This is a genomic window from Bacillus sp. RE35, assembly GCF_052146655.1.
GTDB classification, from domain to species: domain Bacteria; phylum Bacillota; class Bacilli; order Bacillales; family Bacillaceae_G; genus Bacillus_A; species Bacillus_A cereus.
On sequence record NZ_CP197377.1, the window covers coordinates 2,575,354 to 2,591,580 of the forward strand.

A 16,227-nucleotide genomic window follows, 5' to 3' on the forward strand; every position below is an offset into this window, starting at 1 on the left:
TGAGATTAATTAGATTCTACACAATGTATATAAGTCTTATTACAGATGAAATGTAGTAGGGCTTTTTTTATTTTAGTGAAATGAAACAATTGTATTAGTGATCTACGACTATTATTTAGACAGGACATTAGCATTATGAAGTTGAATAGCTATCGTAAAAGGAGCGTGATAATTAAAATGAAAATAGTAAAACAATGGGTCCAAGAAGATAGTGATTACATAAGAGAAAAAGTAATTGAATATAACCAAAAACATATTTCAGATGAAGAGAAAAAGCCTTCAGAAAAAATTAGTTTTATAGTGAGAAATGAAAAGGGAAAAATTGTAGGTGGAATAACTGCAATTACATTTTGGCACCACGTACATGTTGATTTCCTGTGGGTTTCTGAAGAATATAGACACGAAGGTTATGGAACCAAGTTAATAAAACTTATTGAAGAATTTGCAATTGAAAAAGGGTGTAGGTTAATTAATTTAGATACTTTTAGTTTTCAGGCGCCTGATTTTTATAAGAAGCATGGATATAAAGTAATCGGAGTAAGTGAAGATCATCCGAAAGGACATAATCATTATTATTTAGAAAAACGGCTAAAAAGTATATAGAATTTGTTAACATTAGTATTTGGAATACACATGCAATAAGGGCGAGGTTATTATTAATTTCAGTATTAATTGAATCAATTTTTATTCTAAAACTGCAAGAACGTACTTTGGATAATCTTCCTAAGGTACGTTCTTTTTTTATATCAGTAGCCTATTCTTATTAACTCCACCAATAGTGGTAAAGGCAAGACTTAACTAACTTATATATATTAAAAGGAGTTAATGGTAGAATGAATAGGAGACAGAAAATTCCTTTTATTAAAAATAGAGGAGGTACATATGAAAAAAGTTAATGTTACATACGCGATTTTGTACGATAAAACTAATGAAAAGATTTTAATGGTAAAAAACAAAGGGGAAAATGGTTCTTATTATACATTACCAGGTGGCGCAGTTAAATTAGGAGAAACATTGGAAGAAGCAGTAATTCGAGAAGTAAAAGAAGAAACAGGGTTACATATAAACGTAAAAGGGATTTGTTCTATCAGCGAAGCCTTTTTCGAGGAAAGAGATCATCATGCAATTTTCTTTAATTTTCTAGGTGAAATAATTGGCGGAGAGACATATATATCAAGGCCAAAAGAAATTGAAGAGATTACTTGGATGGAATTACATATAGCAGCTCCATATTTACGCATACCAGAACATTTACTAGATTTATTACAAAAGAAAGAAACAGTACCTTATTTTTTTAACGGAACAATCGTTCATCAATCTTCATAAAAATATTATCTCATGTAAGGCGGGGAAAACATGGAGTTTATCGTTAATCACAAACAATTCACTCAAGCACTTTCAGAAGTCAACAAAGCAATATCAACAAAATCTTTAATTCCTATATTATCTGGTATAAAAATAACTGCAGATCAATCTGGAATTACTTTAATTGCAAGTAACTCGAATATTTTTATTGAAAAATTCATTCCTGTTTTAATTGAAGACGAAAAGATTGCAACTATTTTAAAGGCAGGAACTATTGTTGTACCTGCAAAGTATTTCATTGAAATAATAAAGAAAATGCCAAGTGATATAGCAATAAAAAGTAAGAATGAGCAAATTATTAAGATACAATCAGAAGAAATCACATTAAGTTTAAATGGATTTCCTGCAGATGAGTTTCCGAATGTACCACTTATAGACAATCATGCAGAAATCAAAGTAGAGACAGAGCAATTGATTGAAGTATTTAAACAAACAGTTTTTGCGGTAGCAAAAAATGAATCTAGACCTGTTCTTACTGGGGTGCATATAGAGTTATCTAATAATAAGTTAATTTGTGCTGCAACTGACTCACATAGACTAGCGATACGTGAAACGCTACTTTCATCAGATGTAAAAGCAAATTGTATTGTACCAAGCGCAACCATTAATGAACTTCTAAAATTAATGAACAGCAATTCGGAATTCGTATATATCTACTTTTCGGAGAGTCATATTATATTTACGTTTGGAACAACTACATTATATTCAAGACTAATTGAAGGGAAATATCCTAATATTTCTAACCTTATTCCAAATGATTTTAAAACGATTATTAACGTAGATAGAAAAAAGATATTACAAGGTGTAGACCGATCAAGTTTATTAGCAAGTGAATGGGCCAATAACAATGTTAACTTAGAAATCATAAACGAATCCACAATTAAAATTTCTTCAAACGCTTCTCAAATTGGGCAAATATCCGAAACGCAACAAATAGATGCAATTCAAGGTGAAAAACAATTAAATATATCTTTCGATGGGCATTTTATGGTTGATGCTTTACGAGCAATAAAAGAAGAAACGATTACTTTAAGCTTTGGCGGTTCTATGAGACCGATATTGATTGAAGCAGGAGAACAATCTGCAGCAGTACATCTTATATCACCAGTAAGAGCGTATTAGGGATAGAGGAAGGAATTACATTATGTACAAGCAGACTTTTGATTTATGAAATCATAAATCAATACATTATAAGAATGATGTATTAGTAAAGCAAACAGTTTACTAAATCCTACATAATATAATTCAATCATAGACAAAGCAGCAATGATAATCTGAAATACAAAGCAAAATAATAATAACCTCAATATAAAAGCCATAGATTAATCGATATGGGGTGAGTATGATGAAGAAAATAATTGTTTTACTCATTGGTATAGTTTTAATTACTTTTGCTTTTTATCAATACAACAAAAAAGACTATGCAGCTAAAAGTACTAACTTGTATGTAGAAAACTTTAAAGGGGAAAATGATTCAATAAAAATACAATCTGCTATTAATAAAGCAGAATCTAGTAAAATTAAAACGGTATTACTTGATGATAAGAAGTATAAAATTACGTCACCAATCATTGTTAAAAAAGGTGTGAAATTATTATTTGGTTATGGATCCCAATTTGTAGTTGAGGGAAACTTTAGAGTTCTAGAACTGGAGAACAACGCATCCATTGAAGGAGCGTATATAGCTATTGACGATCCTAAATTTAACTCTGAAGTTATTTATTTAGACGGTAAAAATAAATATTATAACACTTGGAACAAAACACAAATAAAAGATATAAATATTATCAATTGGACGGAAACGAATAAAGGTACCGGAATTTCTTTATACTCTGCTGGAAAAGAAAATGAAATTTCGTTTGTTAACTTCGAAAACATTAAAATTGTAGGAATGGAAACCGGACTAAAATTAGTAGCAAAAAAACCGAGCACCGGACAAGCTTGGATAAATGCCAATCGTTTTATGAACTTTTCTTTAGAAGACTGTGTAAATATGATTTATATGGATAGTCAAGTAACTACGCCAAATGAAATTAGTGGGAATCAATTTACAAATCTTCAAATACAGCCTTCAAATAAAACAAAAAGCATTATAAAAGTAAGTGGTCAGTATAATGAATTTCATGGGATGGTGTGGGATTTAAATAAAATAAAACATGAAACCGAACTCATTGAACTGACTGATAAGAGTATGAATACAGTGGTTGAAATGTCCAGTGTACCAGCAAATAGAGTTTTAGATAGTGGGAAATCCAATATTGTGAAATAAGTTTAAATACAGAAAAAAGAGCGAATTCTTTATAAGAGGATTCGCTCTTTTTATATTTTAAAATTAAATTTCCTTCCACCAAGCGGATGAAGGATAATTTGTAGATTTTAACGTAATAGATTCACCAATTTGAGGCGTTGTAATTTTAACTCCTAAACGGTTAGCTTCTTTCGTAACACGTTCTATCGGGTCACTCCATTCGTGTAATGCTAACGTAAAGGCACCCCAATGAATCGGAAGAAGTAATTCTCCTTTAACATCAATATGAGCTTGTACCGTTTCTTCAGGCAACATATGAATAGCAGACCACCTCGGATCATATTGCCCGCATTCCATTAATGTAAGATCGAATGGACCGTATTTATCACCAATTTCCTTAAAGTGAGGGGCATAACCGCTATCACCACTAAAGAAAATTTTAGTCTCTTGACCAAGAATAAGCCATGAACACCATAATGAACGATCTCTATCTGTCATACCACGTCCCGAGAAATGCCTTGCAGGCGCACATACTAACTTAATATTATCAAACGTAATTTCGTCCCACCAATTATGTTCACTAATTTTACTAGGCGAAACACCCCATTTAATAAGATATTGTGCAACTCCAGTTGGAACATAAAAGTGCTTTGCGCAATCTTTTAACTGCATAATACTTTTGTAATTCAAATGATCATAGTGATTATGAGAAATGATAATCGCATCAATTTCTTGAAGGTCATCACGTTCTAAAGAAAAAGTACCACTATAGCGTTTACTATTAAACAAAGGAAATGGGGAAGAGGCATCTCCAAACATAGGGTCTAATAATAGTTTTTTACCTTCTATTTTCAAAAGAGAAGCAGAATGGCCAAACCATGTAACACTCTCTAACGATTCATTATCTTTATTTGATAAAACGATAGGCAAATCCTTTATAGGACGCAGCTTTGATTTTATTTTAAAGTAATCCGTCATTAAACTTATAATATCTTTCGGTTTAAAACTCATATCAGTATGAATTTGATTTGTATATTTCTTATTCATTCGTTCTCCTTTTTACGATTAACAATTTATGTATGTTGTTATTGTAGCTATTTGTAGTTTAAACTATATTATTTTACCTTTCATCTAAATTGCCTTGTGTTTCATAAATTCGTCAAATTCATTATTTGTATCTATAAAGTACAAATTGCACAGTGGCAGCTAAAACAAATATTAAGTACATGTAAATTGTTTTTATTTAGTAAATTCCTTCTTATACGCAACAAAGAACATACGTTTCGTTGTATGTTATAGAAGAAAATATGTCTCTAATAAAAGAAAGGAAGGAGAGGATGTAAGTGCACATAGAGCGAAAAAAGAAATCAAAATGTAAACTATCAAAATCTGAAATCATGCATTTGTATACTGAAGGGAAGAGCACCTCAGAAATCGCCATGCTTGCTAATGTGTCTGCAAGGTATATTCGTATGGTTTTATCAGACAATAACGTACCAAGACGTGCTATAGGGAGTTGGAAGAGAAAGTATGACATAACAGAAGATTATTTTAAAACGTGGTCAAACAATATGGCTTATATTTTAGGGTTTATAGCAGCAGATGGTGTTATACAGAAAGAAAATCAATGTGTCAGTATATCTCAAAAAGAAAGTTATATTTTAGAAGATATAAAAAAAGAACTAAAAACAAACCAGCCACTTTATCAAAACAAAAAAACAGGCGTATATATGCTAAACATTAATAGTAAAGTAATAAAAGACGATCTAATGAATATTCACGGAATCATGCCATGTAAATCTTTTAACATTGAATTTCCTTTAGTACCAGAAGAATATTTACATCATTTTGTTCGTGGATATTTTGATGGGGATGGTTACGTCAAGTATGAAACTTATACAGTTAATTTCGTAGGTGGATCATATAACTTTATGAATTCTTTACATCAAATTCTTCAAAATCGCAATTTACGAGCCGATTTACTAAATCAAAACAAACATTATCGTGTTATTTTATCTGGAAGAAAATCAATACAACTATTTTCAAATTGGATTTATAAAGACAAAGATATTTATTTGCATAGAAAATATGAAGTGTTTCAGAAAGAAAGTCTGAGTTTAGATCAATTACAAGATCGAAAATTAAAACAAACTCAAACTGCTGTTAAGCAAAGAAAACAAAGTTTCCTTGAAGAATATATGAAAAATAAATGTAATGCTATAACTTGTTCAAATTTAGAAATAAGCGAATCGCCTTTCAAACGTTGGCTAAAAAATGATAATCAATTTAAAAGAGATTATGAAAAGATTAATTTAACAATGTCCACTAGCGATAACTAAATATAAAATCCTAAAAAACCTTAGAATAGGTATGAAGATAGCTATTCTAAGGTTTTTTATTTTTAAATCATAAAGGATTCTTAATTTTATTGATTGAATATAGTAAATACATAGATTTTACAATTGTCTTGATAAAAAAGGAGAGAGACACCTTGCAAAAGAAATTTATCAATTCAGAAACGATGCCACCAACTTCTGGATATTCACATGTAGTGGAAGTTAGTAACGCTAAACGAACAATTTACATATCTGGACAAGTAGCGATTAACACTGATGGTCAAATAGTTGGCATTGGTGATTTAGCTACACAAACGCGACAAGTTTTCGAAAATATTAAAAGTGCATTAGAAACTTCGGAATTAAGATTTAATGATGTAGTAAAATTAACATTTTTCCTAACAGATATTTCTCAAATGGCCACTGTTAGAGATATACGAGATCAATACATTGATACTAAAAATCCACCAGCAAGTTCAGCTGTAGAAGTTAGAAAGTTAATTAACGATAACTTTTTAATTGAAATCGAAGCAATTGCTGTAGCAAACTAATTTTAAAAACTTATTATGAATCATATCAATGCAATTCGTTTAATGTGTTCAGTTAAAACGAATTGCATTTTTTATTGTCTTAAATATAATTTATATCTGGAGACATTTTCATCAACAACTTATAAAATAAATAACTAAACAATCCATCACACAGAATGATTAAAAAGAACGAGGGGAGGCTAATCACAAAAACTAACTTACCTATAATAAGTTTATTATTTAAAGTTAGTTAACATAATATATATTATAGGCAGTTATAGAAACAAAGCAATACCAGGTATCAAAACCCAAGTAAACTATACTTAATGAGACGAAACGGAGATTTTTGGTGAGATTTACATTAAATCTTATCTAAACAAATTTCTTCAGTTTTTATCGTTTTTATTTGTTATAAATTCATCACAGCAAATCTTAATCAATAATCGCTTAAGATTTAACGAATTAAAAACATTTTTGATTGGCAAGAAATTTTTATACAGAAAAATTATTTCTATACAAAATATAAATTAGTAATTTTATTTTATGTTTTACTTAATGAATTAATTGCTATTTGCACATGTTTTACAACTTTACATTATTTGTTGTTATTTCTGTCATTTAGACTTGACTTTCATTACACTCATTGTTTTTTATTCTAGTTAACATAACGCTTATTTTTAACATAAAAAAATCCTCCTCACCTTCAGGAAGATTTTTTGTTTGCTATTATTTTATTTATATCTTCTAGTAACAATCCCAATTGTAAATGACATTGGAAAAATCTAGATTTAACAAATCTTCCTTACGTATAAAGAAATTAGCAACCCCAGAATCACCCCACATAATATTTAATGAATCGTCTGTATCGATTTGCATCAATAATATGTCATGTTGCTGGTATTTTTCTTCCCATTCCCTTGGATCTGTCTGTGTGAAAAATGGATAACCACCAATTTTATGTCCTTGATCCTTACATAAATCATCATACAGTTCGCCTAATTCTGTATTATTTTCTTCATCAACAATTTCTTCCCAATCAATGTTATCATTAAAAATCATTTCAAATCGATAATCTCTTGGTGTTACTGGTTGATATGCCAACTCAAACTTTAGTTTTGCTGCTTTGGGTATGATAAAATTCTCTAAATCTAAAGTGTTTAAATAACTAAAATCAGTAATCACCTTAGTTAAATCCGCTGTGATTGTAGAATGATAAACAATTCGAAAGTCTTTTTGGGTTGTGGGATGATCAAAATCTGCTCCAAAAAGATCTTCTTCAGCACTTATGAAAAACTGTAACATTCCATGTTGAGGCATATGTTCAATGTTTGGTATTTCTTCAAGGTTTAACTGCGCAAGTAGCATCATAGGTTGTCCGTTTGAGTCTTTAGGATGCTCTTGATCTATAGGTAAATACGGATATCCACCAAACTTACTTTCAAAAAGCGTTGTCTCTGCTAATGTTCCAGACACTTTAACATACGGTTTCACACTTTCTTCTAAAATACTACGATACTGTTCTAGTTCTTTCGGAATTTGAAGTTGATACGTATTCTTCACTATATTTGCCTCCTTTTAGTAATGAATTGAAAATGCCTAACTTAATTATATAGTAAGCGATAGCTTAATTGAAAATCGTTAAAAATCCATTTTCACCCTCATTTTTTGCGCGCTTGGTGGACAAAGTAGATTATGTTCTAATACCTTTTTATTAATAGTTCGAATTAAATCCGCTGCTTCTGCAGTATTTGTATTTTCTTTTAGCTTTTCTTTTAAATCATCAATTTCTTTTGAAAGCTCAATCCACCTAGGTAAAACGTGATTATTTGCTAAAGTTCTATAAAGTTGCTTTTCAGGATTGTACGAAAGATCTTTATCAAGATTAAGAGGTTTCCCTTTACCAGGTAAATGATCAAAAGCTCCTTTCTGTTCTGCTTGTTTAACGATAGAACTAATATGATCCTCATACGTATAAGACCAAACTTTCTCATCTTTTACTAAAATCTCTTGTTTTTTTAGTTTTTTATCTAGTTCTTCTTGATTCATAGATTCTCTCTCCTTTTTATTTTCTAATGTCGTTTTTGTAAATTCTAATGCCCTTAATCCATAGAATAGCTTTTCTCGCCACCATACGCTATCATGTCCACCTTGAAACTCTTCGTAAGTGGTTTGGTATTTCTTTGCTTCTAAAGCTTTATATAGCCGTCTATTAGCCGTTAAAAGAGGTTCGTTTTCGAGTTCACCTACTGCTATGTAAGAATGTAGATGAGTCGCATTAGAATTTATTGATGAAATTTGATTTTCAATCCAAGGAATTGTATTTTCATAATTATCCTTTTTCCAATGTACGGATCCAGACATTGACAACACATTTCCGAAAATATGTGGATTTTGAAGTGCTGCATAAAAAGCTGCTAAGCCACCAAGACTGAAACCAGCAATTGTTGTATGATTCTTTTCTTGATAAACGTGATACTTAGCTTGAATCCACGGAAGTAATTCCTTCGTTAAAAATGCATTCATTTTATCGTTATAAGTTAGCTCTTCTAATCGATCGACAGGATCTATAGCAACAGCAATGCAAGATGGGATTTCTTTTTCGTAAATTAAATAATTAAGTGTTTTTTCAATTGAAAGGCTCTGAATGAATTCCCATCAAATACAATGAGAAGTTCTTGAAGATGTGGAGTGTGAGAATAATCATGAGGCGTATAAATATGAATTTTACGTGTGTTATTTAAAATCGAACTATGAAAAGAATATGTTTCAATTCTCCCAGATGGATAATGATTTGAAGGGAAACGACTGCTATACTGCATGTCCATACTTATTTTTAACACAGACGCTTTATTGGTACCTTCTCCAAATGTATTTTTATTAAATGGGTCTAATCGATACTGTTCACTACGCTTTATCCAATTATTTTCGAAAAAATCATTTACTGTAAAATAATAAGTTGAAATAAAACTCTTATTTGTTCTAAACGTAACATACCAAATATCTGTCTGTAACAATCGTTGTAATTGATTTACAGACAAATCCCAACCAGGAAAACTACCGAATACATAAACGTTTTCAGTGTTTTGATCCCCTAACCATATATACGTTATAAGCTTATACTGATTATCTGCAGGGCATTGTTCTATTAGTGGTGTGTGATTTGACTTTATTTCATGCAAAAAAGTATAAAGAGCTTTTTCGTTTCCATTCTTTAATTGATTTTTAAGCTTCTCTAACTTAGGACTGATTATTGTAGTCACCTCTCTTCCTCCTTTGTAGTATTCTATATGTAGTTTTTTTCATTAGAATCCCTATATAAAAGTAGTCGTAAGTTATTTGTTTAGCGAAGTTATTTATTAGAAAAATAATCAATTGCCTGAATAGAAAGTTCTAATGATTTTATTCTTCTTTCTAAAAGCGTTCTTTGAGGACTCCCAAGCTTTGACTTAACGTAAATCTTTTCAATTGATGGAAGCAAACCAATTAGAACATTACGAGCTTCTGCTAAATCTTCCTGAGTATAATGATGAGTTTCTTGCTTCCAAACACTTTCTAACATAGCTAAGCCGATACTAGCTGCTTTGAGTCTTTTTTTCACTAAAGTAGTATTTGATCCTTTTTGAGTCATCTGTGATAAGGCATTTTCAAGTTTACTAATTGTTGACTGTAAAGATTTTATTGATTCTACTTTATCTATATTTGATACGTTTTTCATGTTAATGTTATCCCTTCTACGTTGCTAACTTGTTTTGTTTAATGTTTAATGAAATCCTTAAAAGCTTGATTTCACTCGAAATATTTTAACATAAATAACTAACTGTATTCGAGTTGGACAATAACTTAAAGTAAAACAGCTATTCCTCTCTCCTCCCCTGTATCATTCTATTATCTTTACTTCTTTCTTCTCATTAGAATTCCTATATAAACTAGTTGTTAATATTGAATGTTTTATGAACAAAAAAACGTACAAGTAATGTAACCTGTACGTTTTCGCTTTTATTCAATAAGGTAATAAAGTAATAGCTTCCTGGTCTTCTCATAACTTATGAAATCTCTATACAAAATGGGATAATTCACAATTTCTGTTTCTAGAAAACGATATTGCGGAAACCACTCAAAAAACGATTTTCTTAACCACTTTATTTGTTGAAACGTAATGTTCTGTTCGTTTCCATTTAGTATAGAATTTAAAGTAGCTGCTGTATGCATCCAATAATGATTAAAATCAGCGTTTATACAGTCATCTTCGGTAAATTTACTTTTTAAGTTTCGCTGCAATTTTGCTGTAGCACGATAAGGAAACGGTTTATGAAGTGGACTATGCATTTTCTGCAATTCCTTAAAAATAATTCGTTTTCCTAACTTCAACTTTCCACCCCTTTATTTATCTATCCAATTTAATAAGTTTTCATAATGATATTGAGCATCGATATACCCAAGATTATATAGATTAACGAGCTTTTCCTTATTTCTTTCTATTCCGCTTATAGGAAGCTGTACACTTGGTTGAATTACATAAAAATTATCTTTTTGTTCTTCTCGATTCATATAAGATATCGTCTCATTATAAAAACGATAATGGTCTACTAAATTCTCTGCGATTTTCGGATATTTTCTATATAAAATTTTAGCCAGGCCTGAAAATTTATTTCGCTGCTTCTCATATCCTTCTGGCTTTGTCATAATGACAACGTTCTTTTCATAACCATCCTTTTGGGCTTTCAAAACTGGTATAGGGTCTATAATCCCTCCATCTAATAATTTTCGATTATTATATTCTACAGCAGGTGCTATAAACGGTACAGAGCTTGAGGCGCGAATGATTTTTAAAATATCATTTCCATGTTCTGCTTTATTATAATAAATGGCTTGTCCTGATTCGCAATCAGTCGTCCCTATGACAAACTGTTCATTACATTTTAAGAAAGTTTGAAAATCAAATGGTACAATTTTATTAGGTACTTCATCAAATAAAAAATCCATTCCGAATAATTCACGTTTTCGAATTAAGTTTCGATAAGATATATACCTGTAATCTGATACTAGCTCTGTATTTACTTTCTTATTTCTACCTTTTTGACGTGACAAATAGGTTGCTCCCATACAGGCTCCAGCTGATACGCCGACTACATACGGAAAGAATAAGTTCTTTTCCATGAAATATTCGAGTACACCTGCAGTATATAAACCTTTCATTCCTCCGCCCTCTAATACTAAACCAATATTCTTCATGTTATATCCCTCTGCTTCTTTTTTCTTAATTTCATATTAGCATAAGATTTTAAGATGAGGTTATATAAACTAATTACAACAATAACCAGAAACTACTAAAGTAATGTCATAATATCTTTGTGAGTAACATGTTACAATATAAGTAATTCATTCCACATATATTAAAGGAGGAATTTAATATGGGTTTATTTAGCGGTATTTTAGGAAATGCATCAAATACGAGTTCTGAAAGTGTAGAACGTGATTTAGAGAAGATTATGCTAGATGATGAAAAAGTAGAGCATGCTTATAAATTAATTCGTGATCTAATCGTATTTACAAATCGTCGTCTTATTTTAGTAGATAAACAAGGAGTAACTGGCAAAAAAACAGAATACCATTCTATTCCTTATAAAAGTATTACACAATATAGCATCGAAACGGCTGGGCATTTTGATTTAGATGCAGAACTTAAAATTTGGGTGTCTAGTATGGAGGATCCAATTACGAAAGAATTTAAAGGTGACGATAGTATTTTAAGCATTCAAAAAGCGTTAGTAACCTTTACGACAAAGTAGTGGTTTTTGTATTTTTATTCATTTTTTAAAATTACTAACCCGAGTATTTTGGAAGAACATACATTGTTTTTGTATATTTAATCTAAAATAACATAAAAAGGTAAAGCGTATTTTATATGCTTTACCTTTCTTTTTTGTAATAAATAAGTGTAGTTTCATCATTTAATTTCTTTTTTTCTCTTCTTCTAAAATAGTAGCAAGTTCCCAGCTCGTTGCTTCAGGAAACATTTCCTCAATTAATGTAAGTACCTTTTGGGCAATTCCTTTTCCTTGATAACTCGGGTGAATAAACATTGGACTGATCCAAAATTTAGAGGGTGTTTCTTTTTGTGAAATGCATATCGCTCCAACAAGATTCATTGCCACTATTATTTTATAGAAGCCACCGTCTACATGATTTATTCTACAAATAGTTTTTTCGATAGTTTCATTTGCTGGATTTGTTTCATAGTCTTTATATTTATGTAATAAAGGGCTAAATGAGTCTATTTGCATTTGAAATATAACTTCTGCATCACTTTCTGTCGCCTTCTCTAATGTAATCTCCATGTTACCAATTAAGTCGCTTTCTTAACGAGGTAATATGAGCGGTATGATGACGACCATGCCATGCGTATAGTCCTATTGCAACAGCAAGTTTTGTTTCACCAGTTTCAGGATGGTTAAATGTCTTTTCTAAATCTTCAATTTCTAGAGAATATAAAAGGTTAACCCATCTTTTATGTAATGAATCTAGCATTACTAGTGAAACATCTACCGGTAATTTTGAATCGGGTAACTCTGCCCACTTCTCTTCTTTATACGGCTTAATAGTGGGATTCTTTTCTGTCAGTGCTAATTTAAAGCGTATGTAGCTATTCATATGACTATCAACGACGTGATGAACTACTTGACGTACAGTCCAACCTCCAACGCGATATGGTGTATCTAACTGCTTCTGATCTAAATCTTTAATTGCCTTTGTTAGTTCATTTGGTAAATCTTCAATTTCTTGAATCCATGTATCAATCATTTCTTCAGTTATAGGACGTTTGTATGTAAATTGGCCAATTGGATAACGTAAATCATTCATGAATAAGTCCTCCTTATTATAAGCGTGAAGTATTTCTCCAAATATAGTGTACAAACTTCACATGTTCTCCATTTAATTCTACAGAAGTTGTATCTGATTCGTTTTGATAAGAAGAAAATCCGCTTTTTTCTAGTACAATTTGTGATGCGAGATTATTAGTCGTTGTTTTAGCATGAACTTCAGTAATTTCATTATTTTTCGCTACATCTAAAATTAATTTTACGGCTGCTGTAGCAACTCCTTTTTTAGTAAATTTTTCTCCGACCCGATACCCTAGCGAACTAATTTGAGTTTCTGTATCTATATCTACTAAATTTATTCGTCCTATAATTTCTTTTTCTTCATTACGAATTAAATAAAAATAAGAATCTCCATCTGCTTGTTCTATTAACAAATCGTCTAGTAGTTTTTGGAAATATTCAAATTCAAAATATTTCGAGCCGCGATTTGGTACCATTGTTTCAAAAAAATATTTATTCGTAAGTTCAAACGTAAATAAATCCTTAGCATCTTGTTTCTTTAGTTGCTCTATGTATATTTCCATCCCGTATTCTCCTTCTAGATTTACTAACTGTTATACATTCTTTTTTAATCAATTATATTCCTGCTATTACTTTCGATTAAGTAATACAGATAGTAGCACTTTCGGATGAAAAAGATGAAATGGACTACGAATTAAATTCATCACTCGTACTAACCGAATATAAACATCAGAATTACTTGCGGATAGTCGATATATTTGTTTCGTATACCATAGCTGAAATTTTTGTTTTGTAGTTAATTCTCTCTTTAGTTGCGGGTGACGTGATATTTCTGTTGTTGTCATATCCCAAGGGGTTTCTATTATAGTAGCTGCCTTTTTATAAAATTGTTGTGTAAATGTTTTATCAAGTTGTTTTCTATCTTGCAAAAGTAATTGCAATTGGTGAGCCTCCATAGCAGCAACTGATACGCCTTGGCCGAAAACGGGATCAAAACGACATTGCGCATCTCCAACAACTAATAATCCTTCTGGTACATTATTCACTAAATCAAATCGCCGGCGTACTTGATAAGGAATTTTGTATGTCTTTATATCAGTAATTCCCTCAGCCTTATTTAAGAAGTCTGTAACATTAGAAATTGATAGATTTTCAGCAAAATCATAAAACTCATCATCTGTTTGTGGTGCTTTCTCGTTTGCGTATCCACTGAAAGTAACAAAATAACGATTATCTTCTATCGTTTGAATAAGAACGCCATAAGGGTTATCAGGGAAACTCGGAGACATTAGCACATTGCAACAGTCTAATTTCTCATTTTCTTTAAGTTTGAACATTTTCGTTGCGTAAAATAAATCAATACGAACTTTCTCTTCTTGTACTTCAATTTCGTATTCTCGTAGCCACTCTATACTTTTTGAGCCAAATCCACTCGCATCAACTACAAGATCCGCATGAACTTCTTCTTGTGTGTTTGTCTCTAGATATTTAACTTTTACTCCACACACTTTGTTAAGCTTTGCATCTACCAATAACCCTTTAACCAATGTTTCATATTTAATAGTAATATTTGAAATTTGATGTATTCGTTTTTGAATATGCCATTCTAGCAAAGGACGACTTTGTTGAATCATATGTACTTCCCCTATGAATGGCTGTTTCCATAAACCAAATTGATGCCATTTTAAATCACGAGTAAAGTTATTTACGATACTACCTGCTTCTATTAATTCATTCGTAATACTAGGAAACAATTCTTCAATTGCGTTTTCTCCACCTTTTAATAACACGTGAGGATGATTACTTTGTGGAACTCTTTTTCTCGAAGACTTTCCATCCCATCTTTCACCAGCTTCTATAATGATTACTTCTTTAAAAGAAGTTGATAATGCTTTTGCTGCAAACTTTCCTGCCATACTTCCACCAATAACGATAGCCTTATTAAACATATTTTCCCCCTTAATAAAAAGAGATCCTGCCTTGTATGAATGAAACAGGATCTTAAACTAATTAACTTCTTTATCATTATACTTAAAATACATCAGTAAATTGCAACATTAAAATTAAAATACCTAATCCCCATACGTAATACGCGAATACTTTTAAGGAGTGACGTTTTAAATATTGAATCATCCATGAAACAGCTATGTATCCAAAAAACGCTGCTGATAACGTTCCGACAATTAAAGATGTACTAGAAATAGATTCTGCTTTCCCTTGAAAAACGTCTATAAATTGCAAAATGATAGCTCCAACAATGGCTGGTGTCGATAGTAAAAAAGAAAAGTAAGCAGCAGTTTCACGGTCTAATTTTCTCCATAATGCAGCGACAATTGTCATTCCAGAACGGGAAATGGCTGGAAAAATAGCAGCAGCTTGAAATGAACCGATAATTAATGCGTCTTTATATGTTATGTCATCCATTTTTTTACGACCATTCTTTTGTTTATCTGCCGTGTAGAGAAAGAATCCGGTCACTAAAAACTCCCAACCGATCGTGATTCCTGTTTTTGAAATATCTTCAAAGAAATCTTTAAACAATAAACCAATTACAACTGCGGGTATTGTCCCAACGATAAGTAATAACATGAGCTTTGAAAATGGGTTTTTAATTAAATATATAAATTCTTTTTTGTAATAAATAAAAACCGCAAGTAAAGTCCCAATATGCAGCATCGTATCTAAAAATAAGCCAGCCTCATCTAATCGGAACAAATGCCTTCCTAAATAAAGATGTCCGGTACTACTGATTGGTAAAAATTCTGTTAAACCTTGAATTATACCTAGTATGAAAGCTTCTAACCAATTCATGATGGTCTCCTTTCTCTTTTGCTTGTACCAATATATGAGGGTTAAATTTTCGATATGAAAAAAACTATATTTCTCTATGAATTTACTTTTCATTT

16 protein-coding genes and 2 pseudogenes are annotated in these 16,227 nt (G+C 31.0%); 7 read left to right on the forward strand and 11 right to left on the reverse strand.

Annotated features, from left to right (window positions below):
* Positions 1-177: 177 nt before the first annotated feature.
* The 4 genes from ACTL4X_RS13270 (at position 178) to ACTL4X_RS13285 (ending at position 3,634) form a co-directional block, all read left to right on the forward strand.
* Positions 178-603: a GNAT family N-acetyltransferase gene (locus ACTL4X_RS13270; protein WP_000706723.1), complete on the forward strand. Its 426-nt coding sequence runs from the start codon at positions 178-180 to the stop codon at positions 601-603.
* A 279-nt stretch (positions 604-882) separates the two neighbouring features.
* The gene (locus ACTL4X_RS13275; RefSeq protein WP_000757601.1) at positions 883-1,326 is read left to right on the forward strand and encodes an NUDIX hydrolase; all 444 of its coding nucleotides are present in this window, start codon (positions 883-885) and stop codon (positions 1,324-1,326) included.
* Between the two features lie 30 nt (positions 1,327-1,356).
* Complete coding sequence (gene dnaN, locus ACTL4X_RS13280) at positions 1,357-2,487, forward strand: DNA polymerase III subunit beta (protein ID WP_000394471.1); 1,131 nt, start codon at positions 1,357-1,359, stop codon at positions 2,485-2,487.
* Between the two features lie 223 nt (positions 2,488-2,710).
* Positions 2,711-3,634, forward strand: a complete 924-nt coding sequence (locus ACTL4X_RS13285) for a hypothetical protein (protein WP_000721080.1) — start codon at positions 2,711-2,713, stop codon at positions 3,632-3,634.
* A 63-nt stretch (positions 3,635-3,697) separates the two neighbouring features.
* Here the strand turns inward: ACTL4X_RS13285 and ACTL4X_RS13290 are convergent, their stop codons facing one another.
* Entirely contained in the window at positions 3,698-4,660 is a 963-nt protein-coding gene (locus ACTL4X_RS13290) for an MBL fold metallo-hydrolase (RefSeq protein ID WP_001037059.1), read from the reverse strand.
* A gap of 296 nt (positions 4,661-4,956) precedes the next feature.
* Here ACTL4X_RS13290 and ACTL4X_RS13295 point away from each other — a divergent pair, with 296 nt between their 5' ends.
* Together ACTL4X_RS13295 and ACTL4X_RS13300 are read left to right on the forward strand one after the other, a co-directional pair.
* A complete protein-coding gene (locus ACTL4X_RS13295; RefSeq protein ID WP_000546830.1) occupies positions 4,957-5,952 on the forward strand; it encodes an LAGLIDADG family homing endonuclease in 996 nt (331 codons plus the stop codon).
* A gap of 152 nt (positions 5,953-6,104) precedes the next feature.
* A complete protein-coding gene (locus ACTL4X_RS13300) occupies positions 6,105-6,500 on the forward strand; it encodes a RidA family protein (RefSeq protein WP_001169723.1) in 396 nt (131 codons plus the stop codon).
* Positions 6,501-7,223: 723 nt separating this feature from the next.
* Here the strand turns inward: ACTL4X_RS13300 and ACTL4X_RS13305 are convergent.
* From ACTL4X_RS13305 to ACTL4X_RS13325, 5 genes and pseudogenes are all read right to left on the reverse strand, one after another.
* Complete coding sequence (locus tag ACTL4X_RS13305; RefSeq protein WP_000799806.1) at positions 7,224-8,039, reverse strand: YwqG family protein; 816 nt, start codon at positions 8,037-8,039, stop codon at positions 7,224-7,226.
* A gap of 78 nt (positions 8,040-8,117) precedes the next feature.
* A pseudogene (locus ACTL4X_RS13310) lies at positions 8,118-9,739 on the reverse strand (DnaJ family domain-containing protein).
* Between the two features lie 89 nt (positions 9,740-9,828).
* Positions 9,829-10,194, reverse strand: a complete 366-nt coding sequence (locus ACTL4X_RS13315; RefSeq protein WP_000800305.1) for a hypothetical protein — start codon at positions 10,192-10,194, stop codon at positions 9,829-9,831.
* 281 nt (positions 10,195-10,475) lie between these two features.
* The gene (locus tag ACTL4X_RS13320) at positions 10,476-10,847 is read right to left on the reverse strand and encodes a YxiJ-like family protein (RefSeq protein ID WP_000765937.1); all 372 of its coding nucleotides are present in this window, start codon (positions 10,845-10,847) and stop codon (positions 10,476-10,478) included.
* A 12-nt stretch (positions 10,848-10,859) separates the two neighbouring features.
* Positions 10,860-11,711, reverse strand: a complete 852-nt coding sequence (locus ACTL4X_RS13325; RefSeq protein WP_000789276.1) for a patatin-like phospholipase family protein — start codon at positions 11,709-11,711, stop codon at positions 10,860-10,862.
* Positions 11,712-11,890: 179 nt separating this feature from the next.
* Here ACTL4X_RS13325 and ACTL4X_RS13330 point away from each other — a divergent pair, with 179 nt between their 5' ends.
* Positions 11,891-12,268: a PH domain-containing protein gene (locus ACTL4X_RS13330; protein ID WP_000522472.1), complete on the forward strand. Its 378-nt coding sequence runs from the start codon at positions 11,891-11,893 to the stop codon at positions 12,266-12,268.
* A gap of 121 nt (positions 12,269-12,389) precedes the next feature.
* Here ACTL4X_RS13330 and ACTL4X_RS13335 read toward each other — a convergent pair.
* The 5 genes and pseudogenes from ACTL4X_RS13335 to ACTL4X_RS13355 form a co-directional block, all read right to left on the reverse strand.
* Positions 12,390-12,817: pseudogene (locus tag ACTL4X_RS13335) on the reverse strand (GNAT family N-acetyltransferase).
* Between the two features lies 1 nt (position 12,818).
* Entirely contained in the window at positions 12,819-13,340 is a 522-nt protein-coding gene (locus ACTL4X_RS13340) for a YfiT family bacillithiol transferase (RefSeq protein ID WP_000999070.1), read from the reverse strand.
* 16 nt (positions 13,341-13,356) lie between these two features.
* On the reverse strand, positions 13,357-13,884 hold the full coding sequence (locus ACTL4X_RS13345; RefSeq protein ID WP_000409245.1) for a GNAT family N-acetyltransferase: 528 nt from the start codon (positions 13,882-13,884) through the stop codon (positions 13,357-13,359).
* A 66-nt stretch (positions 13,885-13,950) separates the two neighbouring features.
* On the reverse strand, positions 13,951-15,270 hold the full coding sequence (locus tag ACTL4X_RS13350; protein ID WP_000482061.1) for an FAD-dependent oxidoreductase: 1,320 nt from the start codon (positions 15,268-15,270) through the stop codon (positions 13,951-13,953).
* An 82-nt stretch (positions 15,271-15,352) separates the two neighbouring features.
* Positions 15,353-16,132, reverse strand: a complete 780-nt coding sequence (locus ACTL4X_RS13355; RefSeq protein WP_001104303.1) for an undecaprenyl-diphosphate phosphatase — start codon at positions 16,130-16,132, stop codon at positions 15,353-15,355.
* Positions 16,133-16,227: the final 95 nt, after the last annotated feature.